This window comes from Paraburkholderia fungorum (assembly GCF_902833645.1).
Classification (GTDB): domain Bacteria; phylum Pseudomonadota; class Gammaproteobacteria; order Burkholderiales; family Burkholderiaceae; genus Paraburkholderia; species Paraburkholderia fungorum.
In genome coordinates this window covers 63,379-87,360 of sequence record NZ_CADFGE010000013.1, presented here as the reverse complement: position 1 = coordinate 87,360, position 23,982 = coordinate 63,379, and the positions used below count along the sequence as shown (strand labels likewise).

The following is a 23,982-nucleotide window of genomic DNA, read 5'->3' as shown; positions in this document are numbered from 1 at the left end:
CCTCGAAAAAAGCCCGGGTCTGGAGCGACCCGGGCGTACATCAGTCTTTCAGGACCGGGTTGTAACCGGCCTCTGAGATGGCGTTGAGCACTTTCTCGGGCGATATGGATGAGCTCACCTTGACCGTTTTCTGCGCGATATCGACGTCCACCGAAGCAGCGGGGTCGACTTGCTTCACTGCGTTGGTGATGCTTCGTGCGCAGCCGCCGCAGCTCATATCATTGACTTGAAATTCCATGCTTCTTCTCCATCAGATTATCTTCGATGAATCCAGTATCAACATTCCCATGGTGGGAATGTCAAGGCCTTTTTCGATGTGCCCTCGCGGCGCTTACTGCTAATGCCGGGACGCGGCCAAACCCTCGAGAATTGGGCATTCGGGCCGGGAGTCGCCACGGCAATGTTGAGCCAGGTGCTCCAATGTGTCGCGCATCTCGGTCAGCTCCGCGATGCGGGCGTTCAGTTCGGCAATGTGTTGCCTCGCTAGCTGCCTGACCTCGCTGCTCGGACGGCTGCGGTCCTCCCATAGCGCAAGCAACGTGGCAATTTGCTTCATCGCGAAGCCGAGCGTGCGCGCTCGTTTGACGAAGCGGAGGACTTCCACGTCGTTCTGGGAGTAGGTCCGGTAGTTCGACCCGGAGCGGGTCGCCGGGCGGATAAGTCCCGACTCTTCGTAGTGCCTCACCATTTTCGCGGACACTCCCGACGCTTTCGCCACTTCGCCAATGTTCATGATGGGACTCCAGGTCGGTTCAATACAGACCCATTTTCAACCTTCCTCCGGTAGGAAGGTCAAGGCAGTTTAGTGGCGGGGCCAAGGTGCGTAGCGCGCTCGCTGCGATTGCCGCAGGGGAAAATCCGGAAGGCACCGTGGGGAAATGGTTTTTACGCGTAGTTCCCTCACTTGTGTTCATGCAGAGGGCGTGCTGAGAGTCACACCGGTCCTACAGATGACCTGGAGATTACAGGTCCGTCATCTTCTGGTCACTTAGGCTGCCACGCGATGAAGAATGGCGACGCTGAGAGCGCAGCGAAAGGGAGTTCGACGTGCAAGCGCCGCGACTTTGTGGTTGAGGCGCAATGGAACGGTTATCGGACATATCGTCAGTGCTGGGTCATCCGATGGCGTCTGTGTCTCCGCAAGAGGGGCCTCATGACTGCCCGTCGCCCGATGTCATCCAACGGGTTCGGGGGAGCACGCCGGCGGCGCTCAGCTCCGGCTCAACGAACGGGGCGCGATGGCCCGGTCAGACCCGGTGCCGCATCGTTCGACGCCGCGTCGTCCCGCGCGGACCAGCCACGCTCCTCGAAAGGTAGCTGATGACAAATTCTGAGCCTTCGGGAGCGCTACCCATAAATCCGCGCGACATTTGATGCTAGCGCTCATGCTCCCGGATCAGTCTTTCTGTGCTTCGGGAGATGACGACAGTGCGGTGTGAAGTGAAGCTGACACAACCCACTTCTGGGTATTCAACCGCCTAGTTATTTCGGTCAGATCCGCGGGCGAAATGGACGTGAACGTGACCGTCATTTCGTCGAAGTTGTGCTTTTGGTTGCAATGAATCCGGGTCCGTTTCGCTTGCGCAGCGTGCGCTCCCAAGGCCTGCCAAACCGGAATGATCCTCAACTGGCCAGCGGCAGTCCGAACCGTGACGCTGGCGGCATTGTCATCAGCCGGATGTTCGTCTGGATGCGTCATATCAGTGATTTCAGTCAGCGATTACCCATGTGTTGTGAGCCGGAGGACACGTTCATCGCCCGGTCACCCTATGCAACGCGGGTCAAGCGCGGCTTACCTGTAGAAGATGTTTCGGCGACGCTCATCGAAGAATTCCTGGTTGTCAAAGATGCAATCGGAAGAGATCGCGCGTTAGCTGAACCGCAATGCCACGGATAAGCCAGCGTTTGTTCAGATGCCGGCATACCACTCATACCCCTGGTCTTCCCAATAACCGCCTTTGCCCTCGCCTATATTTGCAAAGCTGCTGACGAGCTCGATGCGCATGATGTACTTGGCCATCTTATAGCCGAGCTGTCGTTCCACCCGGACGCGCAACGGCGCGCCATTGGCGATCGGCAACGGCTGGCCGTTGAGCTCGTAGGCGAGGATGGTCTGTGGATGGTAGGCATCTTCCATGTCGATGCTCTCGTAATATTTCGTCCCCTCGTCGTCCATCGGATCGGCGCAGTAAAAGACCACATAGCGTGCTGCGGGCTTCGGGCGGACACGCGACAGCAACGCACTCAATCGTGCGCCCTTCCATTTGCCGATGGCGCTCCATCCTTCGACGCAATCGTGGCGAGTAATCTGGGTCCGGGCTGGCAGCTCGTGCAGTTCGGCCAGCGAAAACGTTGCAGGATGCTCGACCAGGCCGGAAACCTTGAGCCCGTACGCCGCGAATTCGCCAGCGGCAAGGAACTGGTATCGCGGGTCGTCCGGATTGGCGGTGCCATTGCTGCGAAACGTTGGCGAGAGGTCCGGCTCGGCGAATTCCTGCGCCATCGATTGGCGTGATGTCACCAGATGTTGCGTGACCTGGCTAAGTTTTTCCCCGCTGTCCAGAAGGTTCGGAAACCACGCGGTGCCCGACAACCGATCGCAGCTTGCGAGAAACAGGGCGCCGCCGGCGGCCAGGAGGCGGGCAAGAACGCGGCGGCGGTTCGGCTCACTCGGTGTCATGACGGTCCTCCGTCGGCGGGATCCGATAGCGCCCAGTAATTATTGCACGCAGATTGTTCCAGAGCCCGGTGATGATGACTTGAAAGACATGAATGACGACGAAAGCGACCAGCGCCAAAGCGACGACGAAATGGATCGTGCGAGCGGACTGCCGTCCGCCGAACCAATCGACCCACCCGGGGATGATCGAATCGAGCCACGGCGACATTGCCCACCCCATCAAAATAGCGAGCGGCAGCAGGCCGAAGATGACGATCAGGTAGGTAAGCTTCTGGAGAATGTTGTAATGTTTCGCGGCTTCGCCTTTGGGATGGCGCAACAGCAGGTGGTCCTTGAGCGACTTGCCGATTGAGTGCCAGTCCGCCTTGGTCGGCAACAGGTCGCGCACGAGGTGCCGGCTGAGGATCGCGTGGATGACGTACGCCAGACCATTGATGACGAAGATCCAGGCAAAGAACAGATGCCATCGCCGTCCCAGCGCCAGCCACGGGGGCCCGGGAATGGTTGCCCAGGAAGGAAAACCCCGTCCGACCAGATCGCCGTCCGGGCCTCTCGACGCGCCGAGCACGCCGGTCGTGACGAATTCGCGGCCAAATACCCTGGTTACGCCGACCACTTTTCCGTCGTCGGTTTCCTTTGCCACCAATTGGAGGATCGGCGGCCGGCCGGTATAGGACGACTTGCCCCAGTAGAGCGCGGGGTGCGCGTTGAAGATCTGCAGTCCGCTCATCAGCAGGACGAAAAACGCGATGACGTTGATCCAGTGCATGATCCGCACTGGCAATGTGTGGCGGTAATAAAGCGAATCGCTGCGGGAGATCGCTGCATCGGAAGACGGCATGGTGTAGTGCTCATTGAATCAAACTCGATACTGCGCCACCTCGACTACGAGCGGCGCCCAAACGCCGCATAAGCTCGCTGCGGCGCGACCAACGCCCGGCGGCTGACACGACATCTTTCCGCGCGTGCCAGCGCTCGGTGCTGCACGCCCTAACCTCCCTGGCGCAAGCGACGAGCGGGCCAACGGTGTCGTGTTGCACGATGTATCAATGATAGGCGTCAGACGGTATCCCGGAGTCAAGGCGAACTGCGTGGTGTTGCTGCGAGAACTGTTGCAGCACTGCGGCTGATTGCCGGGCCTTCTGGCGATAAAGAGGGTATGCCGGGATACGCGCTAATGCTCTGCAGCGTATTAGCGCGGTCCTTGTTCGCCCCCCAATCAGGCGAACAGGAGTGCGTCGGGCCGGGCGAGTTGCGTATCGGCTCACAAGCCATCCGTGCCTACGGCCGAAAAACGGGCGCAGCACGCCCGTCGTGCGATGCGCGCTGCGGAACGCCGGGGGCATCGCACAGATTCCGATCCACGCGGTGCTTTTTTTCCGGTCGCGCGGTTGGCGCCCATCGTGGTCGCTGTACGGATGGAGGCTCGCGGACAGTGCGCCGGGTCGACCCGGGCGTCCACGCGGCGCACGCTTATCGATCTGCCTCTGAAGCATCGGACTCGGCGGACGGCTGTGCGTCCCAGTTCATCCGGTGCCGGTTTACCGTCTCGCGGTGCCGCTTGTCGTCCTCCTCATGCAGGTACAGGCTGGTTGTATTCAGCGATACATGGCCCAGATTGTCGCGGATGGTCCGCAAATCCACACCGCCGTCCGCCTGATGCGATCCGGCGGTGTGCCGTAGCCAGTGTGCTGATGCGCGTTCGAGTTCATCAGCGCGGTCGGCGAATTCAGGTCCCTTCACGCGTAGCCAGGACGCAGCGCCGCCAAAGATACCCTTGATTGCGTCATGGATCGCCGAGCGGGACAGGCACCGGTTCTTTCCCTTGAACGGGATGACGAGCGGCGTTTCATCAGCCCGGGTGGGGAGGGCGGAGAGGCCATTGGCGGTCCGGTATGTCCGCAGCTCCTGGATAAGCTCACCTGACACTGGAACGATGCGTTCCTTCTCACCCTTGCCTAGCGTTTCCAGCCACCACTGATCCCGTCCGTCCGCGCCGAGCCGGCGGGAAAAGTCCCCCATTTTCCCGCCGGCGACTTCAGATATACGCATGCCCTGCAGATAGAAAAGCGTCGTCAGCCAGCGGCTGCGGGCGGAGTAGGCCCGCTCGTCGGCAGTCTCGCGCGGCAGTTGCTCGACGAACGCCTTCACTTCATCCCACAGCGACGTCGACAGATAGCGCGTCACTCGAGGCGCGGAGCGTTTTGCGCGCTGTCGAAGCAGCGCCATGGGATTGCCCCGCAGATAACCGGCGTTGACCAGCCACGTGAACATCGCGTTAAGGATGATCAACGCCTGGCGCTGGCTGGCCGGCGACAGCGGCCCATTGAACGGACGCCAGCGCTCGTCGCCGCGGGGAAATTTGCCGCCGGTGGCCGAAACCCAGCGAGCCGCCGGCTGTGGATCGACGAGAAACCCCTTGAACCGCAGCAGATCCTCGTGCGTCAGCGACGAAAGCGGCTTGCCTAGCTGCACGACGGCCCAGAGCAGCAGCCGCTCGGCTTCCTTGCGGTAGTTATCGAAAGTCGTCCTGGTGTCGGCGTAGTTCGACAGCCAGGCGCGCACCGCGTCCAGATCGTTGGTGGCCGACAGTTGCGAGTTCGCGGCGTCGCCGCGATTCGTGCCGTCACGACCGTCGAGAATTGCCGGAACGACGAGCGATTCGACGGGCTGCACGGCGACAAGTTGAGCATCAGGCACGGTTTTAGAGGTCCCAAAGGCGATTTTCTACACGAAAAGCAGCTAGCGCAGCATACACGACATTATAGGCCTAATGTCGTTTATCCGGCTATATACGTTGGATATATTGCATTTTACGTTGTATTATTATCAGCACCTAATGAGGTTTCCCATCCATGTCTGACGCCCTGCCCGCTGTCCAGCCTGACGAGGCCCGCCTCGCAGCCGAAATCGACCGTCTGAAGGTGGAATTCCCCAGGACGCGCGAGCTGTACCGCGAGGTCTGTGCGCTGCTGTTTTTCCGCTTCGGCCAGACGCCGACCGCGAACCGCCTCTATCAGCTCGTCAGGCGCGGCAGCATGGGTACGCCCGCCGCGGTGCTCGGCGAGTTCTGGGCAGAGCTGCGCGAAAAGAGCCGGGTGCGCATCGACCATCCCGACCTGCCGGCCGATCTCGGGGCGGCTGCGGGCGAGCTGGTTGCCACTCTCTGGACGCGCGCGACCGCGTCAGCCGGGGCGGCGCTCGACACGCTGCGCGACGAGGTCGAGGCGCAGCGCGTTGGGGCGCAGCAGGCGGTCACCGCCGCCCGCGACGAACTGGGTCGCACCGAGACGGCGCTCGAGCAGCGCACCGCCGCGCTGCTGGCCGCGCAGGTCGAGATCCGCGAACTGGACAAGGCACAGGCCGAAGGCCACGCGCAGCGACAGGCGCTGGAGGCGGAACTTGGACGCATCGGGGCCGCGCTGGCTGGGCGCGATCGCGAACTCGTCGCGGTGAGGGAAGGGTTCTCGCGCGATCAGGAGACGCTGCGGGAAGCGGCGGAACGCGCCGAAGACCGGCTCCGCGCGTCCGAGAAGCGCGCGCTGCTGGAGATCGACCGCGAGCGCAGTACCGCGACGAAGCTGCGGAAGGAGCTGGATGAAGCCACGCGTCGCGCGGACCGGAAGGAGGCCGACCATCGCCGTGTGCTTGACGCCATACAGGTGCAGCTGGGCGACGCGCGTCATCAGGCTGGCGTACTGCAGGGGCGGCTTGACGCTGTTCGGACGGAGAACACGCGGCTGCAGACCGAGATGATGACGCTGCGGGAAGCGGAAGCGCGTGCACGGGAAACCCGGGCGTCGTCCGCATCGGCTGGAGTCAGGAAGGCACCACGGGCGACCCGTTCGTCCCGTACGGTGCCGACTGCCAAAGCAGCAACGCGGCGCAAAAAAACGGTATAAACACCAAGGTACTCGCCACCAGGGAAACGGGCTGCATGGCTGATATCTATCTGCTCGCCGGACTGACGCTTCCGCCGGGCGTCGCGCCTGAGTCCCTGCCCGGGACCGTGACGCGCTTCATGTCGGACTGCTGGCACGGCATGAGCCGCACACAGATGATTGCCCGCGCGAAACGGCGGGGTCTGCGCCTGTCGTTCCGCGCAACGGCACCGTGCCCGTCCGGCGAAACCGGCGTGTTCGAGTTGCGCTTCAACGATGGTGCAGTGGAATGCGTGATGCTGGCACGGCTACAACGGGTCGGAGACAGGCGCGGCAAATGTCGACAGACCAGCCGGACTGACGTATCCCGACCCCCGCCACGCGACCCCAGGCAGACCAGGCTGTTCTGACGCGACGGTACCGGTTGCCGCGCAGCGCGTCGCTCGATATGCTCGCATCCTTCAACGGATCGGGAGTGATGAAGTGCGGCGCGTGGCGGTCAGGAAATCATCGGTTCATGGACGAGGCGTCTTTGCGCTACAGGCAATCCCAGCCGGTCAGCGGATCTTCGAATATCGCGGCGAGGTGACATCGTGGCGTCGGGCCTCTGCCCGGTACCGGCAATCCGGCGTGCCCGGCCACACCTTCATCTTTGGACTGGCTGACGGGCGCGTGATCGACGGCAGCGTCGGGGGCAATAGCGCCCGCTGGTTGAACCACTCCTGCCAGCCGAACTGTGAGGCGATCGAGGACGGGCGGGGGCGGGTTTTCATCGAGACGCTCAAAGACTTGATGCCGGGCGAGGAGCTTTGTATCGCCTATGGACTCACTATCGATGACGCGATTACTCCCGAACTGATCGCTGACTATGCGTGTCGCTGTGGGGCGAAACGGTGTACTGGTTCGATGCTGGCCTCGGCAAACGGATAACAAGCGCGTCGTGACAGACGCCATCCGGATACTCTGTCGAATCGGATTGGCGCCGGGAGATTCATGCGATGACTCGTCGCGCGCAGCTGTTGCTTGGGGCGACGCGCGAAAGCACCGCATCGTGGGGCGGCAACCGCATCCTTTAAGCTGGTCGAGCAGTTACGCCACGTCGGCGTCAATCTCAACCAGGTGGCGCAGCTGTCGCATATCGATGCCGTCCACCACGCCGAGTTGGCCGCCACACTTATTGAACTGCGCGGCCTTCTCGCGCTGTTCGGCATTGCGCTCGGTTTCAACGTTGCAGTCAGCGTTCTTCATTCACGCCTGGCAATTGCTGGTAGCCTGGTACGGGAGCCCCGTCCGCGAATTAGCGTTGCGAGCTGCGGTTCACAGTGGTAGAAGCACCGCACGAACGCGCCCGTTTGCGGCAAGAAGAACACGACAGGAGTATGCGGTGAAACGAACCGCCGAAAATCAGCGGAAGGTAGTCGCGGTACGCGTCAACCCACAGATCGAGCAAAGGTTGCGGCTATTGGCAGAATTAACGGGACGCAGGCAATCGTTTTTCCTGCAGCAGATGATCGAGGGCGGCATCGGCGCAATGGAGGATGTCTGGCTGTCACCGGATGTTCTCTCGCGGGTCCGGAGCGGCACGATGCCGTCGCGCCAACAGGCGAGCGACGCGATTTCAGACCTCTTTGCCAGCTCAATGCCAAACGAGGCGAACCGATAAAGAGTAGCGCTTTGCGCAGAAAATGGTGGTAATAAGCTGCCAGGACGCGCAACTGTTCTGAGCACACACCGAGCGACGCTCCCGGCTGCGTGCCGTCATGTGTATCAGGGGCTGGCCAACCGACATCCCGTGCGGGAAAGCGGATGCGCATCGGTCGACAGTAAAATAGTCGGCTCGCCGGACCGGGACAGGATCCCGGCGGTACGTGCCAAAACACCGCCGTGAGTTGCCGTGGTTGCGTCGAGAATCCGGCGCACGGCGCGAAGACGACCAAGGGAGCGTAACCAACGCATGAGCAACGATCCAACGCCGATGCCGCAGCAATTTTCGCTGTTTAGCGATGAGCCGCACCATGACGCGGACGATGATGCCGGCGAGACGTCGGTGCCGGGCAAATACAGCAATTTCGTCGTCTACGTGGATGAGAGTGGTGATCACGGCATGCAGACACTGGATGCCAATTATCCGGTGTTCGTGCTGGCTTTCTGTGTGTTCTACAAGCGGCACTACAGCGAAAAGGTCGTGCCGGCGCTACACAAGTTCAAGTTCAACCACTTCGGTCACGACCTGGTGGTCCTCCACGAACATGAAATCCGGAAGGAGAAAGGAGATTTTCGTTTCTTCGTCAATCGCGAGCACAAGCAGCAGTTCATCTCTGAGCTGACCGGCATCATTGAGCTCAGCAACTTCATCCTGATCAGTTGTGTCATTGACAAGACCCGGCTTCGTGAGCGCGGCGACGCGGACAACAACCCCTACCATCTTGCGCTCGGGTTCTGTCTCGAAACGCTCTACGAATTTCTTCAGGAAAAGAATCAGGATGGAGCACTGACGCACGTGGTCGTCGAATGCCGCGGCAAGAAGGAGGATAACGAGCTCGAGCTTGAGTTTCGTCGGATCTGTGACGGGGCCAACCGACTGGGCATCTCCCTGCCGTTCGACGTCATCTTTGCTGACAAGAAGGTAGATTCGCCCGGGCTGCAACTCGCTGACCTCGTGGCCCGGCCGGTCGGGATGAGTGTTATTCGCCCGGGGCAGGAGAACCGCGCATTCGAGGTGCTGAAACGAAAATTCTATTGCAGCGGTGGGCGCGAACGTCTGGGAGAAGGCTACGAGGACTGGGGACTGAAGATTTTCCCGGCGCGAGAAAGCGAAAAGCCCCGGTGAGACTCACCGAGGCTTTGACGCCGACCGGGAACTCCCAGTCCACTTGGACACTATTATGGGGGCGACAGACACTGCTGACAAGACTTTTGTACGCCAGCCGAAGCGCAGCATCCCGTGTTTTTTTAAGAGCATTCTTAATAGCCCGCGCTGGTCGATCAAACAACGAGCCCTATTGGGGCGCGAAGGGTTCCCGTTCGGTCACCAGGTTTAAGCCTATGCTGCTGCTAGTTTCACTTCCGAAACGAAGCAACTTTCACTTCCTCGCACGATCGCGGTCGGAACCGTTCCGTGCGTCCTGTCAAGAAAGGTCAACTAATGCAACTAATCATCTCTTCGACTGCCGCACGCCCAGTCTGGACGCAGGCTGCTATCTGTTTCATCCTTGTGCTTATGATTAGCAGCTAGGACCCGGTCTGACCATCTAGCGCGCCGGAGTCGCAGTCAGTCTATCGGGCTAGATTGTAGGTGCGACCTGTGAAATTGTTAGTTGCATTTTATGGCGTCCCTTTCCAACCAATTTCAAACCAACAGACATAGTGGCGGTAATGTCCGGTTGTGGTCTACAGAATCATTAATTGCGTGGTAAAAATGATCCGGTGTATGGCAGAATCGCTGCAGTGCGCGGGCCGCTCCGCGTATCCGTTGCGGCCGGCCGCCGATCGACACACCGACAGATGAGTGACCCGTTACGCGACCCGGCGATCCGCGATGCGATCTTCGAACACGAGATGTTCGCCGCCTGCGACCTCAATGGCCTGTAGGGGTGTGCGCAAGGTACGTGAGAATTTCTATCATAATATTTTTAGTTATGAAGACGTGCCCGATCATTTCAACTTGACCTGGTAACTTCGAATTTTTCTTGCGCTAACCTGAACGGCCCTCTGCGATCAGGAAGACTCGCATGGCCACCATAGAGCGCACTGCCTACCCTCGTTTTCCCAAGGTCTTTGCCACCAGGGATCTGCAAGCCTGCTACACGCCGCAGCCTGACGAACTCGAATGGGCTCGCCGTTCGACGCGGGGTGATCGACCCCGGCTCGGCCTGCTGGTGCTGCTCAAAGTCTTCCAGCAGATGCATCATTTTCCGCCGCTCGACTGCATTCCGGGCTCAGTCGTGGAACACGTGCGATCTACGGCAGACATTGGCTCAAGGGTCCAGTTCGGCTACGACACGAAATCATCGCCGACCCTGTTCCGGCATTACCTGACAATTCGAGAATACCTTGGCGTGAAGCCCTACTACGGGACAGATGCCAACGTAATAGCAACACGCGCGGCGCATGCGGCAGCCATGTCGATGGACCAGCCGGTCGATATCATCAACGCTACGATCGACGAACTCATTGCGCTAAACGTTGAATTGCCGGCGTTCTCGACACTTGACCGGATCACGGAGCAGATTCATGCGAAGACCCAGACCCGGCTGTTCCGGCGTGTTGCCCGGCGCCTCACCGACGAGCAGAAGCACGACCTTGATCGGCTCCTCGCGCGCGATCTGGCCAGTCGTCAAAGTGCCTACAACCGCATCAAGCGTCATGCGAAACGCCCGTCGCGCCAACATCTCGACCAGCTGATCGATCAGATCACCTGGCTCGGTGAACTCGGTGACTTCACTACCGCTATCGCGGGCATTCCCGCATCGAAACTGCGTTCGCTTGCCGCTCAGGCCATGAGCCTGGATGCCTCCAATCTGAAAAAGGACACTCTGCCCGAGAAGCGCTACACGCTGATCGTGGCATTGCTTAACCGGATGCGGGTGCGTGCCCGCGACGATCTCGCGGACATGTTTGTGCGTCGTATGGGCGCGATTCACAAAAGGGCGAGCGAGGAACTGGAGCTGATCCAGCGCCGGCAGCGCACGCAGGTGGAAGACCTTGTTATCCTCCTTGACGGCGTCGTCGACATCCTCGTCGAGCAACCCGACGACATGACAATAGCCCGGTCGATCCGTAAATGGCTCGCGCCCAAAGGTGACCTCGAGCGTTTGCGAGAGAGTTGCGCTGAGGTGCGCGCAGTCAGCGGCGGCAATTACCTGCCTCTGCTGTGGAAACATTTCCGTGCCCATCGCTCGGTCATCCTGCGTCTTGCGCGCACCCTCGACTGGGATTCGACGAGCCCGGTGAGAACGTTGCTCGATGCGCTCGCGGTCGTACTGGAGAACGAGACGCGGCACCGCGAATGGATCGATGCCGACGTCGACATGAGCTTCGCTGCGCCGCGCTGGCGCAAGCTTGTACGGCGCTCGCATGGCGATGGTGCGCCGACCAACCGGCGCTATCTCGAGCTATGCGTGTTTTCGTACATGGCCGAGGAACTACGTGTTGGTGACCTGTGCGTGTCTGGTTCGGACGCGTACGCCGACTATCGGGCTCACCTGCTGCCATGGCGAGAATGCGAGCAGCGACTGGCCGAGTATTGCGCGAAGGTTGGATTGCCTGAAAATGGGCAGGATCTCGTCACCCAGCTGCGGCAATGGCTGAGCGAAACGGCTCGCAAGCTGGATGATGATTTTCCGCACAAACGCGAACACGTCACGATTGGTCAGAGCGACGAGCCGATCGTGCGCAAAACCGTGGCCCGCGAGATTCCGGCCAGCGCGATCGCATTGCAGGAGCGGCTCAACGCGCGGCTGCCGACCCGTAACGTGCTGGACATACTCGCCAACATCGAGCACTGGACACATTTCACGCGGCATTTCGGACCGCTTTCCGGTATCGATCCGCAGATCCGCAAGGCAGCCGAGCGGTACCTGCTTACGATTTTCGCGATGGGTTGCAATCTCGGTCCGACCCAGGCCGCACGCCATCTCGACACCGACGTGACGGCGCATATGCTGTCGTTTGTCAATCGACGGCACATGAGCCTCGAGAAGCTCGAAACCGCGCAGCGCGAGCTGATCGAACTGTACCTGCGGCTCGATCTGCCCAAGCACTGGGGTGATGGCAAGACAGTCGCTGCCGATGGTACCCAGTACGATTTCTACGACAACAACCTGCTCGCCGGCTATCACTTCCGTTATCGCAAGATGGGCGCCGTCGCTTACCGCCACGTCGCCGACAACTACATTGCTGTGTTCCGGCATTTCATCCCGCCCGGTGTCTGGGAAGCCATCTATGTGATCGAGGGCCTGCTCAAGACGGGTCTGTCGGTCAAGGCTGACACCGTCCATGCAGATACACAGGGCCAGTCGGCCGCCGTGTTTGCCTTCACGCATCTGCTCGGGATCAAGCTGATGCCGCGTATCCGCAACTGGAAAGATCTCGTGCTGTATCGGCCGGGCGACGAAGCGAAATATAGGCACATCGACAAGCTCTTCACGGCCACCATCGACTGGGAACTGATCAAGCGCCATTGGCAGGAACTGATGCAGGTCGCCCTGTCGATCCAGGCGGGGACGATTTCGTCACCGTTGCTGCTGCGCCGTCTCGGTTCGGAGAGCAGGAAGAACCGGCTTTATCTCGCAGCGCGCGAACTCGGAAACGTCGTGCGCACGGTCTACCTGCTCGAATGGATCGGCAGCCGCGAACTGCGGCAGGAAGTGACCGCGAACACCAACAAGATCGAGTCGTACAACGGCTTCGCGAAGTGGCTATCGTTCGGGGGCGACGTGATCGCCGAAAACGAGCCGGAAGAGCAGCAAAAACGGCTCCGTTACAATGACCTGATTGCATCGGCCGTGATCCTGCAGAACACGGCGGACATGATGCGCGCGCTACGCGACATGGTGTCCGAAGGCGAGAAAATCCGCGCCGAGGATATTGAATTCCTGAGCCCCTATCCAACCCACAACATCCGGCGCTTCGGGCGCTACAGGCTGCACCTTGATCGTGCGCCGGAGAGCTGGATCAATGATGCGCTGTTTGGCCGGGCAGCACGCCCTGATGACGCGATGAGGTAACGACTGCATGAGCGCAAGAGCCGCAGTGACCACGACGCCTTACGGAGAAGTTGATGCCGCCGCGCTGGAGACGCTGCAATCGGGCTACGACACAACGCGCATGCTGGCGGCGGTCAGCCGTCTGGATGCGGTACGCATAAGCCTTTACGACCCGCAGGGCCTGCGGGACGATCTGTTGCGCCTGCACAGTATCGCCCACATGCTTGTCAACGGCGCAGGGCTGACGGTCGGTTCACAGGACAGGTCTTTTGTCGATCTGCTCTCGGACGTAATTGACCAGATCGATCAATACGTTGCCGATCTGTTAGTAATTCGCGACGTCCTTCAACCCTTGGAAGCGCTTCGCCCTGATGGCATGGAATGTTTCGACGGCCGCTGAACTGCTAGCCGTCGGACGGCCAACGCAACGCCGATCGATGCATGCCCGCGAAGACTGACCGCCCGCAGGAACTGCTCTCGCAAGTCATCGCCGGGTGAGGACGCTCAAAGTTTGCCGCCGAAGCCTCCTTGTCGTGCGTCGCATACTTCTCCATCATCGGGCGCTTGCTCAATTCAAGCCGGTAACGTCGACCGCTACGCTATTGCGACGGAACTTATGCACGATGCGGTCGAGTGCGTGGAACGCCGTAGTGGTCCAGAAATGGGCCTGAGGTAGATCGAGACGCACTGACTGGCCCGGCTCCCTGGAGTCGAACTCCGACACAAGGGCCTCTGATGAAAGGGAAAAAAGCGTGGCCACGGATAAGGCAGCGCCGCTGATTATTTTCCTTTGTCGAGCGTTGATTCACCATTAACACCTGACACCAGAAATATCAGCTACCGTATTCGCAAAACCCCCGCCACGGTATTCCAGATTCTTGCCGCCAGGTGTTATGTGGAGCTGCGAAGTGATCTACGATTGCCGCTGCCACGAGCGCGATTTTCCTTCGAACAGTCCCGGCGAACCCGCTCCCCTTAAGCCACATTTAAGAAACGTCAGGGACACTGAGTGCTCCCCCCTGTAGCGATTCCTCGGGCCGCATCCGCGGCCTTTTTTTCGGGCGCACCCGATGAAAACCTTGTGGCAACTGCTGCTCATACTCCTTTGCATGATTGGTGTCGTCGTTGCTGGAGTGCTACTACTTTCGGCAGCGGCCATGGTGCTATCGCATCTGTGAGTACCACCACATAAATCGAGACTTCCTCACGCGATTTCAGGGACTTCCGAGAACATGTCCATTAACGGTTTTTCCGTACATCGAATTTGGTGAGTCGTGGTATTTCGCTCGCGTCGTCTCCACAGACCCTGCGAAGCGCGGATCCTGTGGTCGCTCGTGACTGTCCATAAACGTTGCCACGTCCCACGCCTGCTGGTCGGTCAGCGTGTCACCCAGTGCGAGCGGCATGTTCGCCTTGATAAAACCAGCTGCGTTCTGGATCTCATGCATGCCCGCTCCCCAGTTGAAAGAGTGTTCACCCCATAGCGGCGGAAACACGGTCTTTCCATTGGTCGACTGGCCCTGGCCGTCAGCGCCGTGGCACAACGCGCAATGCTGTGCATAGACTTCACCACCTCTCGTGAAGTCCGCTTTCTGCGCGGGCGCCGCAAGCTTCGGATAACCGCGTCCAGCGACCTTTTCGCCCAGCGGCGCGCCTTTAGCAAGCCAGTACGCGTACGTCTCCAATGCGACGAGCGCAGGATCCCCCAGCGGCGGCGCCTTGCCGTTCATGCTGTACCGGAAGCAGCCCTGCATACGTTCGGCGAATGTGTTGACATGCCCATTCTTGCTGCGGTAAGCGGGGTATGAAATATACGCAGCCCACAGAGGACTCGAGTTCGCTTTGCGGCCGGCATCAAGATGACAACTGGCGCAGTTAAGCGAGTTGCCCACATATTTGCCGGCGAACTCCTGGGTGTGCGTGAAGATCTGTTCCCCCAGTTTTACCGATTTGCCAAAATCATTGGTCGGCATCGTTTCTTCAGAGGGCGGGACGAACACTTTTCCGGCGCCGGCCGTCGCCGATTTCGCTGGCGGCGCTGTGCCTGCATCGCTAGCGGCGGCCGCCGCGAACGGGCTGGAACTGGCGGCGCCGAGGATGAGAAAGCAGGCACTTCCATAGATCAGTCTGCGGACGTTCATCACTTGCTCCCCTTCGTCGGAGCGACACCAGCCAAAGCCTTGCCGCCGTAGTAGTTCGCCACCGCCGTGATGTCGGCGTCCGAAAGCTTGCTCGCGATCACCGGCATCAGCGCCATGGGGCCCGGCGGCCGGGCGCCGGTCTTCCAGCCATGCAACTGGCCTGAAATATAGGCAGCCGGTTGCCCGGCGAGTGGTGGAAAAGTCGCACCGACACCCACACCACCAGGCCCGTGGCACTGCGCGCAGGCTGGCAGGCCACTGCTCCATCGGCCGCGGGTGGCGAGCCATGCACCGATGTCGGAAGGTTTGATCTGGCCCGTATCTTCAGTCTTGTTGCCGACAGGCGCCGGCAGCTTGCTGAAGTAATCGGCGACAGCGTTACGGCCATCCAGCGACATGAGCCTGGAGAAAGGTTGCATGACCGGACTCTTCCGTTGTCCCGTTGCGAACTCTGCTAGCTGTGTCGACAGGTACGCGGCGCTCAGTCCTGCGAGTCGCGGAAATCCCGCTGCAGCGTTACCTTCGCCTTTCGATCCGTGACAACTGATGCAGGCGGGGATACCCTTTGCAGTGCCCTTCGTCGCGATCGTTATGCCAAGAGGTGAGTCCTGCGCATAGCTGCTGGTTATTCCCATGATCGCTCCGACGACAACCGCGCACCGTGCGAGCGTTACCTTGCATCCCGGATTGAACTGTTGAGTCATATGTCCCCTCGTTTTTGTAGTTTCGCGCTCCGATGCTTCCCACAGGCGTCAACGTCAGCATCGATCCATTCAGCCCGCGAGGCCAGTAGCAATTTCCCGATCAGAAGCCGTTACTCCCGGCGCGTGTCCGACAGATTCAGCCGCCCGCTGGCGTTTCATATTTCCTGAAACCGTACCGTTCAAAAATTTCCAGCGCGGCGGGGGAACGGATAAATGCGAGCCATTTTCTGGCCGCTCCGGCATGCGCCGCGTCGCGCACCAGCGCGCCTGCGTAAATCGCGGTTGTATTCTGCGCCGAGGGAATGTCGACATGACCGACCGGGTGTCCAGCCTGCTCCTGAAAGATGGCCTCGGACTTCCACACGACACCAGCGTCAGCCCTGTCCTGCATCAGAAACAGTGCCGTCTGACGATGATGTATCTGGGTGAGCTCCGTTGTGCCAGCCTTGACCTTGTCCACGTAGACCGCGGATGCAAGCGCATCGCCTCCGGCTTTAACGAGCGACGCCCTGATCTGTCGTGCGACGCCTTCAAATTCCGGATTGGGCATCGCGAGACGCAACGTCGGACTGGCGAGATCGTTGAGCGACTGCACATTCCTGGGGTTACCCTGCCGGACCATGATGGTCAGCTGATTGGTGACGTACGGCACTGCCGGACCCGCCAGCGTGCCATCACTGATCAGGTCCTTGACCTTTCCGAGGCCAGCAAAATAGGCGTCCGGCTTGGCCGTCCACGTCATGTTCCCGACCGTGATCGTGCCGCCCGCTTTCATCTGCCGCGCGAGTAAGCCCGGAGGGAGGGTTTCCCAGAGAACGCGGCCACGAAATTCAGGATTTTCTTTCTCGAACTGCTCAACCAGCGGCGCCATCGCGAAGAAATAGTTGCCACCGACGAAGAGGACAAGCTTCGGCGCGCTTAGATCGCCGTGAAAGTCAGCCAGTACGTCAACCTGGGGTACGGTGAACTCGAGTCCTCGCGTGACAGCGTCGTTGTTCCTGCCTTGCTGCCACGGCGGGAAAATGGTGTCGTCGGCTGGCGGCGCTGCAAACGCTGCCGAGCCAATGCAGCAGAGCGTCGCAGTCGTAACAAGACGTCGCAGATTGCGCCATCGACCGGTCGTCGGCTTATGCATGGACTGCTCCCTAAGCAGCGTAATGGAACCCCGCCTGCTGAAGCTCGGGTAACGTACCGACTGCGCCCGGCGTAACGATCGCAGTCGGGATGACGTGGTTCGTCAGTTCGGCGGCAAGCGCGTCGACGGGCAACCTGTCGGGATTGCTACCGCCAGCATCGAGACGCTCGGCCAGTTCCCATATCGCGTTATGACAGGACAGAAAGACCGCTCCTCGCCGCTGCAGGGCCGCGATGCTGTTGTCATGGGAAGAAAATGCACCCTGTGCGTTTTCGTAGTCGCCCGCGCCGGATGCACTGGCCGGCTTTTCAGTGATCAATGTGTTGGAAGCAAATTTGTCCCCGGCGAGTTTCGCCAGACCATATTTGTCCCACATCGCCTGGTCAAACAGCGCGAGATGCGCCGACCCATGCGTCGCGGAAACGACCAGAAAATCTGGATGCCTGAATGACCAGATCTGCGCGTTCAGGGCGTTGCGCATCAGGTTCAGCCATGGGCCGCCCAGTTCCGTGTTGTCCCATACCTGACGTTGGCCACCGTGATAGGCAATCACTTCGGAGAGCGCCTCGTGATCCCACTGATCCGGGTTCTGCAGGATCATTGGCACGGTCTTGAATGAGCGGCGACGCGGGGCGTCTTTCAGGCGCTGAGTGAGTTGCCGGAGACTGGTGGCGCCTCCGGGCAACAGGGACGCGTCCGCAGCCGTTGCGGCACGTGCCGGAGCGCCTGCTGCGAGCAGTGCAGTGCCCGCAGCAAGACCAAACGTTTTGAGCGCCGTGCGGCGGTTTTCTCTGTCAGCCATCCTGTGTCTCCCTGATTGTTTAGAACCCGATGCACGCATCGGCGCTGCTAGCCGGACTTATGGATCTGTTTTCCAGCCCCATTTTCTGAAAATTGCAGCGCCTTCCTTCGACTCGAGAAAGTCAACAAACTGCCTTGACGCCGGCTGATCTGCACCGCGCCGCGTGATGGCGACACCCGCATCACGGTAGATGGCGTACGCGGGTTCGATCGGCACGACATCGGCAAGCGATGGATTGGCGACCTGCCAGATGTTCCAGATCAGCCATACATCGATCTCCGGATGGTCGGTCCACGTCGTTTTAGCCTCGGCACTATTCTTCGCATAGCCGACGATGTTGCTGCGTAGAGCCTTTACCCGCGCAATGCTCCCAAGCCGCCCGGCGACGTCTTCCCATACGCCGTTCTGTCCAGCGCCGTTGACGACGAGTATTTTTACGCCCGGTTTGAGCAGATCCGTAAATCGCCGGATGTGCGTGGGATTGCCAGGCCGAACCAGCATCGCCATCGGCCGCAGATAGAGCGGTTCAGGCGCGTTCGGCGTGAGCTGCTCACCCATGGCGTCGACAAAATCCGACATCATGGTTTCAGACCCGCTGTAGATAACGTCCGCATCATCTTTCGCCTTGCTGATCCAGGTCGGCGTGGGTCCGGCGGTGACCGACACGGCCACGCCGGTTTTCTTCTGGAACGCCGCGGCGGCTTCCTTCATGACAGGCGCGGGACCGCCTGGACCATACACGTTCAGCGTAGTTTGCGCGTGGACCGCAGCGGAGAACAGCGTCGTCGCGATCAATGCAGACAGGACGGGAAACCGGTTCATGAGGGAGCTCCTGAAATATCTGCTGGATAGAACCTGGTGAGCGCCTGTCTGAATGTCGCCTTCGAAAACGGACCAAGGTGTGCGGCGAGCAGGTGACCCTGCGCATCGTAGAAGAGCGTGGTTGGAAAGCCGACCGCACCCACGGCGGCCGCGACGGCATGGTTTGGATCGAGCAGGGAGTTCGTGACGTCCAGATGGCGTGTCGCCAGATAGTCGTCGACGGTTCGCGGTGCCTCGCCCTGGTTCACGAAGACAAGGCGCACGCCCGGATAGTCTGCTTGCGCCTGAGCGAGAATGGGCATTTCCGCCTGACAGGGACCGCACCAGGTTGCCCAGAGATTGACCACCGTCGGCACACCGTCTCCTGCCGATAAAGGTCTCGTGTGGCCCGTCGCGTCAGGCAACGATATGGCCGGCAGCGTGGCAGTGGGCCGCGCAAGCTCCGCGGCTGCGCTCGCTGTGCCCCAGACGATGACACCCGCTGCAATGGCGGCCAGCAAAGGTGGCCGGATGGAGCGCGATCGTATGAAAAAGTACGCAACCGCGCAGGTCCCTGCGACGAGGCCGCTGACCGCATCAAAACCCCGATCACGGATGTCAAACGCTTTCATGAGGTCGCCGCTGTAGTCGGGCAGATACCGCACCACGAAGCCTGCCCGGGCCACGACCAGTCCGGCCAGCACGGCGCAGAAAATCGCGGATTCCACGCGCGCGTGGCCCCGCTCGAGCCAGAGTCCGGCGCACATGGCAATGCCTACGCTGACAATGAAGATCAGCGGCTGGAGGGGTAACGCAAAATGTCCGATGTTCACGCTTCGCCTCGCCCCACTGTGCCTGTCAAAGCGGTATCAGGCTGTACCCGGCCGCCTGGAGAACTGCGAGCGTCGTGAGGGCAGACAGTGAGTGCGTCACCGCCGGCATGACCCATCCGGGCGCAAACCTGTTCGCAATCAGCGCCTGCGCGCAAACGGTCACTTCAACGTTCGCCTCGCACAGCGCGGCGATGAGATCTATGTTCGGGTTCGGTGTCCCGTCGTACGCCAGGTGCGAGGCGTCGTCCAGCACGACCGACGTAGCGTCTCCATGCACGACTGCGACGAAGTGAAGGTGAGCGGCGGGAACGCCAGACATCCTGAACAGGTTTACCGCGCGGGCGACCCTGTTCAGTGAAGGGTTCGGCATCTCCTTTTGACTGCCGGCGGTACTTATGGAGAAGATGAGGCGATAGTGCGCTGCCGGATCGGGCAGGTGCGCCGCGCCATCGACTGCATGGGCAGCGCCGAAACGGGCAATGGACGGACCCGCCCCGGTCTCAGTTGCCGACGAGTCAGGCGTCACGGCGGCCTCCATTTCCTGCTGACAGGCTGTCGCTGTCGATATGGCCATTGCGCCCGGCGAGGATGAAGGCGTCCGGGTGCGATGCCTCGCTTATTGATCCCGCGCTCATGATTTGCCCGCATCCAGTGCGCTGTTCAGTTCGTCCGTCGGCAACGCGCCAGTGCGCTCGGTGCCGTTGGAAAAAATGATCGTAGGTGTTCCGCTGATGCCAAGGCTCCGTGCGAGCGCGAGGTTACTGCTGACGGCGGCTGCGTTGCACGAGGCTCCCCGGGATGGCTTCGTACCATTGAGCATCCACGACGACCAGGCGTTGGCACGGTCCGGTGAACACCAGATTGCGTCGGACATGGGCTTCGAATCGGGTGTCAGGATCGGAAATAGGAACGTATAGATGGTGACGTTATCGAGCTTCTGCAGGGTTTGTTCAAGCCGCTTGCAGTACGGGCAATACGGGTCCGCAAACACGGCCATCCGGCGACTGCCGTCGCCCTTCACGGTCCTGATCGCATTGGCGAGCGGCAGGCTCGCAAAATCGATCCTTGAACTGTCCTGCAGTGCGACCTGCGTAAGATTGCGACGGGTGTGGCTCTCGATCAACTGGCCGACAAGGACATAGTTGGCCGATCGATCCGTGTAGATGATCTGCCTGCCGACGTTCACTGCAAAAATGCCGGCGAGCGGCGTTCTTGCGACGGATACTACATCGATGTCCGGACCAAGGCTTTTGCGCAGCATATCCTCCATGTCCGCCTGCGTCGGTGCCGGCGGCGGCGCTGCGATGGCAGAAAGCGAAATGCCTGCTGTCGCGCAGGTGACAGACGCGCAGGTGACAGAGATGCACCGTGCGAGACGCGTTGCCGAGGTTAAGTGGATCATGTTCATCGGGCCTGCCAGGAGTGATAGAGCATGTAAGCCGCCACCGAAAGAATCATTGCCGAAAAGACAAGATTGAGGGCGCCGCGTTTGCGGGCCAGCCGGCTTGCCGCGCGGGTGCCGAGCCAGCCGCCGATCACACCGCCGCCGACGAACTCTGCGGCGATGAGCCAGTCCACCTGTCCCGAGATCGAATAATTGACGGCGGTTGTCAGACCAAACGATCCAACCGCAAAGAGGGAGGTTCCGATTGCATCCACGATGGGCAGGCGACCTGCAAACATCAGCCCGGGCACGACGAGAAAGCCGCCACCGATCCCGAAAAAACCCGACAGACTGCCGGCGCCAAGGCCCGTGCCGCAAAGCCGCGGATACGGCGTCGGATAGGCCGCATTGGTCGAAGCGGTCTGCGGCTTCGGCCGCAGCATCAGAAATGCAACGACGCACATCAGACAAGCGAAATAGGTCACCAGCTTCTGTCCGTCGACGAGCTTGCCAACGCTCGAGCCTAACGCGGCACCGAGCACGCCGCTGGCGGCAAACGCGAAGGCCGGCCCCCATCGCACATGCCCGGCCCGTGCGTGCGGAATCATGTTGATGTAGGCGCTGGCTGCCACCGCCAGCGCCGCCGTACCGATCGCAATGTGGGGATTGTGTAGGCCCACTACATACAGGATGAGCGGCACGGCGAGAATCGATCCGCCTCCGCCAACCAGTCCGAGCGAAAAACTGACAAAACCGCCACACAGCGCTGCGGCTACGCCCTGAGTCACCGCGTCTGGGGCGAAAACCATGAGTTCTATCCCTGACGCTTTGGCAGCACTGAAGGCTGGCCGCACGCGAGGTTGGCCGGGATAGCAACGTCCATCATTTTCGGGTTCGGCAAGTGCAGCCCGTTCATGATTCCGACGTACTCCGCCTCGGTTTTGCCCGCAAGGCGGGGATTGAATTTCTTCTCTTCACCGATACTCGAAGCCGTCCACCCTTTGTAGTCGTGAGCCGGATACAGCGTCGTGTCATCAGGCAGCCTGAAAAGCTTGTTGACGATCGAATCGTAGGAGCGTCGGGGATCGCCGCCCTGGAAATCCGTGCGACCGCTACCGCGGATCAGCAGGACGTCGCCCGTAAAGACTGCGGTGGGTGCCTTGGGATTGAGCACAAAGCTGAACGATTCATCTGTATGGCCGGGTGTGTAAATTGCTCGAAGTTCGATGCCGTCCATGCCCAGCACTTCGTCTTCATGGACGTGGCGGGACACGCAATGAGCTTTCGACAGCTCACCCATGATCGTGACGCACTGGGTCACATCCCGCAGATCGCCAAGGGCCGTGATGTGATCGGCGTGCGTGTGGGTGTCGATAGCCTGGACGAGACGCAGGTCGAGCTGCGCGATTACCGTCAGATACTGGTCGAGCTGCTCCTTGACGGGATCAATGATCAGCGCCTCTCCCCCGACTCGCGACGCGAGAAGATAGGTGTAGGTACTTGAGGTGGAGTCGAACATCTGACGAAACAGCATGGCCTTATAACCTCAAAAAAACGTCTTTATTACTTATTGATATAAGCTTATATCTGAGTAGAATATAGACTTGAGAGCATGAATTGTCAACATGAGGGAGCGGCGCTTTGGCAGAAATCACAGATATCCGGAAGCACTACACCGTAGTCATCGTCGGGGGCGGCGCTGGCGGAACGAGCGTGGCCGCGCGGCTGAAAAAGCTGGACCCGGAGCTCGACATCGCGGTGATTGATCCGTCCGAATATCACTTCTATCAACCCGCGTGGACGCTGGTGGGCGGTGGGCAGTTCGATATCGCGAGGACGCGCCGGCCGATGCGCGCATGTCTTCCCCCGGGGGTTGAATTCATTCCTGGCCGGGTGGCACGGTTCCAGCCCGAGCAGAACGCGGTGATGCTGGAGGGCGGCCCGAGTATCGGCTACAAATACCTCGTGGTTGCGGCCGGCATCCAGCTGGACTGGGACGCGATCGAAGGCCTGCAGGCGACGCTGGGAAAGAACGGCGTAACGAGCAACTACCGGTTCGACCTCGCGCCTTATACGTGGAAGTGCATCCAGGCGTTTCGTGGGGGCACCGCGCTATTTACCCAGCCGCCCATGCCAATCAAGTGTGCCGGTGCCCCGCAAAAAATCCTGTATCTGGCGGCCGATTACTTTCGCAAGCACAAGCAGCGGGCAGACATCCGGTTCATGACGCCGGGTCCCTCGATGTTTGGGGTGCCGTTCTATGCCAAAGCGCTCGACAGGGTGATGGCCGATTACGGCGCGACACCCTGTTTCGGACATCGGCTCGTGAAAGTCGATGGGCCCGGTAAAACCGCGTTCTTTGAAGTCGGTGGTGCGGACGGTAGCAAGTCGGTGCAGGAAATCAGATTTGACCTGCTGCACGTGGTCCCGCCGCAGAGCGCACCGCGATTTATTCGGGAAAGCCCGCTGGCCGACGCGGCCGGATGGGTGGAGGTGGACAAGAATTCATTGAGGCATGTCCGCTATCAGAATATTTTCGGCCTTGGCGATTGCACGTCCACTCCGAACAGCAAGACTGCTGCAGCGGTGAAGAACCAGATGCCGGTGGTCGCCGCCAATCTCATGAAGGCCCTGACCGGCCAGGGCGAAACGTTGACTTATGACGGCTATGCATCGTGTCCGCTAACGACGTCGGCAGGAAAAGTGATGCTGGCCGAGTTCTGCTATGACGGAGTCGTGACGCCGAGCTTTCCGATGGACCCGCGCTTGCCGCGCGGGTTTTACTGGTGGCTCAAACAGTCGTTCCTGCCATGGCTTTACTGGAACAACGTGATCAAGGGTAAGCGCTGGCCACTGTTCCACAAACGTCGTGACTTTCCTGAAGCCGTGCCGGCGATCCGGCCGTAGCGAGTGC

26 protein-coding genes are annotated in these 23,982 nt (G+C 60.4%); 9 read left to right on the top strand and 17 right to left on the bottom strand.

Features of this window, described 5'->3' with window-relative positions; all coding sequences use genetic code 11:
- Positions 1-40 precede the first annotated feature (40 nt).
- Both HWX91_RS31595 and cueR read right to left on the bottom strand, forming a co-directional pair.
- Positions 41-238: a heavy-metal-associated domain-containing protein gene (locus HWX91_RS31595; RefSeq protein ID WP_028197028.1), complete on the bottom strand. Its 198-nt coding sequence runs from the start codon at positions 236-238 to the stop codon at positions 41-43.
- Positions 239-337: 99 nt separating this feature from the next.
- Positions 338-733: a Cu(I)-responsive transcriptional regulator gene (cueR, locus tag HWX91_RS31590; RefSeq protein WP_028197027.1), complete on the bottom strand. Its 396-nt coding sequence runs from the start codon at positions 731-733 to the stop codon at positions 338-340.
- 816 nt (positions 734-1,549) lie between these two features.
- Here cueR and HWX91_RS31585 point away from each other — a divergent pair.
- On the top strand, positions 1,550-1,897 hold the full coding sequence (locus tag HWX91_RS31585) for a hypothetical protein (RefSeq protein WP_127837868.1): 348 nt from the start codon (positions 1,550-1,552) through the stop codon (positions 1,895-1,897).
- A 12-nt stretch (positions 1,898-1,909) separates the two neighbouring features.
- On the opposite strand, the gene HWX91_RS31580 is transcribed toward HWX91_RS31585, so the two are convergent.
- From HWX91_RS31580 to HWX91_RS31570, 3 genes are all read right to left on the bottom strand, one after another.
- Positions 1,910-2,680: a molybdopterin-binding protein gene (locus tag HWX91_RS31580; RefSeq protein WP_028197025.1), complete on the bottom strand. Its 771-nt coding sequence runs from the start codon at positions 2,678-2,680 to the stop codon at positions 1,910-1,912.
- The gene (locus tag HWX91_RS31575; RefSeq protein WP_028197024.1) at positions 2,667-3,521 is read right to left on the bottom strand and encodes a cytochrome b/b6 domain-containing protein; all 855 of its coding nucleotides are present in this window, start codon (positions 3,519-3,521) and stop codon (positions 2,667-2,669) included. Before HWX91_RS31575 ends, HWX91_RS31580 begins: the two co-directional genes overlap by 14 nt.
- Before the next feature lie 632 nt (positions 3,522-4,153).
- The gene (locus HWX91_RS31570) at positions 4,154-5,380 is read right to left on the bottom strand and encodes a tyrosine-type recombinase/integrase (RefSeq protein ID WP_028197023.1); all 1,227 of its coding nucleotides are present in this window, start codon (positions 5,378-5,380) and stop codon (positions 4,154-4,156) included.
- Positions 5,381-5,535: 155 nt separating this feature from the next.
- On the opposite strand from HWX91_RS31570, the gene HWX91_RS31565 reads away from it, so the two are divergent.
- The 3 genes from HWX91_RS31565 to HWX91_RS31555 all read left to right on the top strand — a co-directional run bounded on the left by HWX91_RS31565 (position 5,536) and on the right by HWX91_RS31555 (position 7,491).
- Positions 5,536-6,582, top strand: coding sequence for a DNA-binding protein (locus HWX91_RS31565; RefSeq protein WP_042275132.1), 1,047 nt, complete (start codon positions 5,536-5,538; stop codon positions 6,580-6,582).
- 35 nt (positions 6,583-6,617) lie between these two features.
- Entirely contained in the window at positions 6,618-6,971 is a 354-nt protein-coding gene (locus HWX91_RS31560) for a hypothetical protein (RefSeq protein ID WP_028197021.1), read from the top strand.
- Between the two features lie 73 nt (positions 6,972-7,044).
- On the top strand, positions 7,045-7,491 hold the full coding sequence (locus HWX91_RS31555) for an SET domain-containing protein (RefSeq protein WP_028197020.1): 447 nt from the start codon (positions 7,045-7,047) through the stop codon (positions 7,489-7,491).
- A gap of 159 nt (positions 7,492-7,650) precedes the next feature.
- Here the strand turns inward: HWX91_RS31555 and HWX91_RS40955 are convergent, their stop codons facing one another.
- Positions 7,651-7,809: a hypothetical protein gene (locus tag HWX91_RS40955; protein WP_235429550.1), complete on the bottom strand. Its 159-nt coding sequence runs from the start codon at positions 7,807-7,809 to the stop codon at positions 7,651-7,653.
- Positions 7,810-7,945: 136 nt separating this feature from the next.
- On the opposite strand from HWX91_RS40955, the gene HWX91_RS31545 reads away from it, so the two are divergent.
- The 4 genes from HWX91_RS31545 (at position 7,946) to tnpC (ending at position 13,668) form a co-directional block, all read left to right on the top strand.
- Entirely contained in the window at positions 7,946-8,224 is a 279-nt protein-coding gene (locus HWX91_RS31545; RefSeq protein ID WP_028197019.1) for a hypothetical protein, read from the top strand.
- 291 nt (positions 8,225-8,515) lie between these two features.
- Positions 8,516-9,391: a DUF3800 domain-containing protein gene (locus HWX91_RS31540; protein WP_028197018.1), complete on the top strand. Its 876-nt coding sequence runs from the start codon at positions 8,516-8,518 to the stop codon at positions 9,389-9,391.
- 901 nt (positions 9,392-10,292) lie between these two features.
- On the top strand, positions 10,293-13,289 hold the full coding sequence (locus HWX91_RS31535) for a Tn3 family transposase (RefSeq protein WP_028197017.1): 2,997 nt from the start codon (positions 10,293-10,295) through the stop codon (positions 13,287-13,289).
- 7 nt (positions 13,290-13,296) lie between these two features.
- Complete coding sequence (gene tnpC, locus HWX91_RS31530; protein WP_028197016.1) at positions 13,297-13,668, top strand: Tn3 family transposase post-transcriptional regulator TnpC; 372 nt, start codon at positions 13,297-13,299, stop codon at positions 13,666-13,668.
- Between the two features lie 168 nt (positions 13,669-13,836).
- On the opposite strand, the gene HWX91_RS31525 is transcribed toward tnpC, so the two are convergent.
- The 11 genes from HWX91_RS31525 to HWX91_RS31475 all read right to left on the bottom strand — a co-directional run bounded on the left by HWX91_RS31525 (position 13,837) and on the right by HWX91_RS31475 (position 22,602).
- Positions 13,837-13,992: a hypothetical protein gene (locus HWX91_RS31525; protein ID WP_156034523.1), complete on the bottom strand. Its 156-nt coding sequence runs from the start codon at positions 13,990-13,992 to the stop codon at positions 13,837-13,839.
- A gap of 490 nt (positions 13,993-14,482) precedes the next feature.
- A complete protein-coding gene (locus tag HWX91_RS31520; RefSeq protein ID WP_042275131.1) occupies positions 14,483-15,409 on the bottom strand; it encodes a c-type cytochrome in 927 nt (308 codons plus the stop codon).
- Positions 15,409-16,044, bottom strand: coding sequence for a c-type cytochrome (locus tag HWX91_RS31515; RefSeq protein WP_235429551.1), 636 nt, complete (start codon positions 16,042-16,044; stop codon positions 15,409-15,411). Before HWX91_RS31515 ends, HWX91_RS31520 begins: the two co-directional genes overlap by 1 nt.
- Before the next feature lie 205 nt (positions 16,045-16,249).
- Positions 16,250-17,248, bottom strand: coding sequence for a molybdate ABC transporter substrate-binding protein (locus HWX91_RS31510; RefSeq protein ID WP_081833077.1), 999 nt, complete (start codon positions 17,246-17,248; stop codon positions 16,250-16,252).
- A 10-nt stretch (positions 17,249-17,258) separates the two neighbouring features.
- Entirely contained in the window at positions 17,259-18,050 is a 792-nt protein-coding gene (gene tetH / locus HWX91_RS31505; protein ID WP_028197012.1) for a thiosulfate dehydrogenase, read from the bottom strand.
- A gap of 57 nt (positions 18,051-18,107) precedes the next feature.
- On the bottom strand, positions 18,108-18,872 hold the full coding sequence (locus HWX91_RS31500; RefSeq protein WP_028197011.1) for an extracellular solute-binding protein: 765 nt from the start codon (positions 18,870-18,872) through the stop codon (positions 18,108-18,110).
- Positions 18,869-19,684, bottom strand: a complete 816-nt coding sequence (locus HWX91_RS31495; RefSeq protein WP_028197010.1) for a TlpA disulfide reductase family protein — start codon at positions 19,682-19,684, stop codon at positions 18,869-18,871. Before HWX91_RS31495 ends, HWX91_RS31500 begins: the two co-directional genes overlap by 4 nt.
- A 25-nt stretch (positions 19,685-19,709) precedes the next feature.
- Positions 19,710-20,210 (bottom strand): DsrE family protein, encoded by a 501-nt coding sequence (locus tag HWX91_RS31490; protein ID WP_158380641.1) that lies wholly within the window; start codon positions 20,208-20,210, stop codon positions 19,710-19,712.
- A 105-nt stretch (positions 20,211-20,315) separates the two neighbouring features.
- Positions 20,316-21,086 carry a DsbC family protein gene (locus HWX91_RS31485; RefSeq protein WP_375792422.1) on the bottom strand — a complete coding sequence of 257 codons (771 nt, stop codon included), beginning with the start codon at positions 21,084-21,086 and terminating at the stop codon, positions 20,316-20,318.
- Positions 21,087-21,088: 2 nt separating this feature from the next.
- Positions 21,089-21,877, bottom strand: a complete 789-nt coding sequence (locus HWX91_RS31480) for a sulfite exporter TauE/SafE family protein (RefSeq protein WP_028197007.1) — start codon at positions 21,875-21,877, stop codon at positions 21,089-21,091.
- Between the two features lie 5 nt (positions 21,878-21,882).
- Positions 21,883-22,602, bottom strand: a complete 720-nt coding sequence (locus HWX91_RS31475) for an MBL fold metallo-hydrolase (protein ID WP_028197006.1) — start codon at positions 22,600-22,602, stop codon at positions 21,883-21,885.
- 107 nt (positions 22,603-22,709) lie between these two features.
- Here HWX91_RS31475 and HWX91_RS31470 point away from each other — a divergent pair, with 107 nt between their 5' ends.
- On the top strand, positions 22,710-23,975 hold the full coding sequence (locus HWX91_RS31470) for an NAD(P)/FAD-dependent oxidoreductase (protein ID WP_208459050.1): 1,266 nt from the start codon (positions 22,710-22,712) through the stop codon (positions 23,973-23,975).
- Positions 23,976-23,982: the final 7 nt, after the last annotated feature.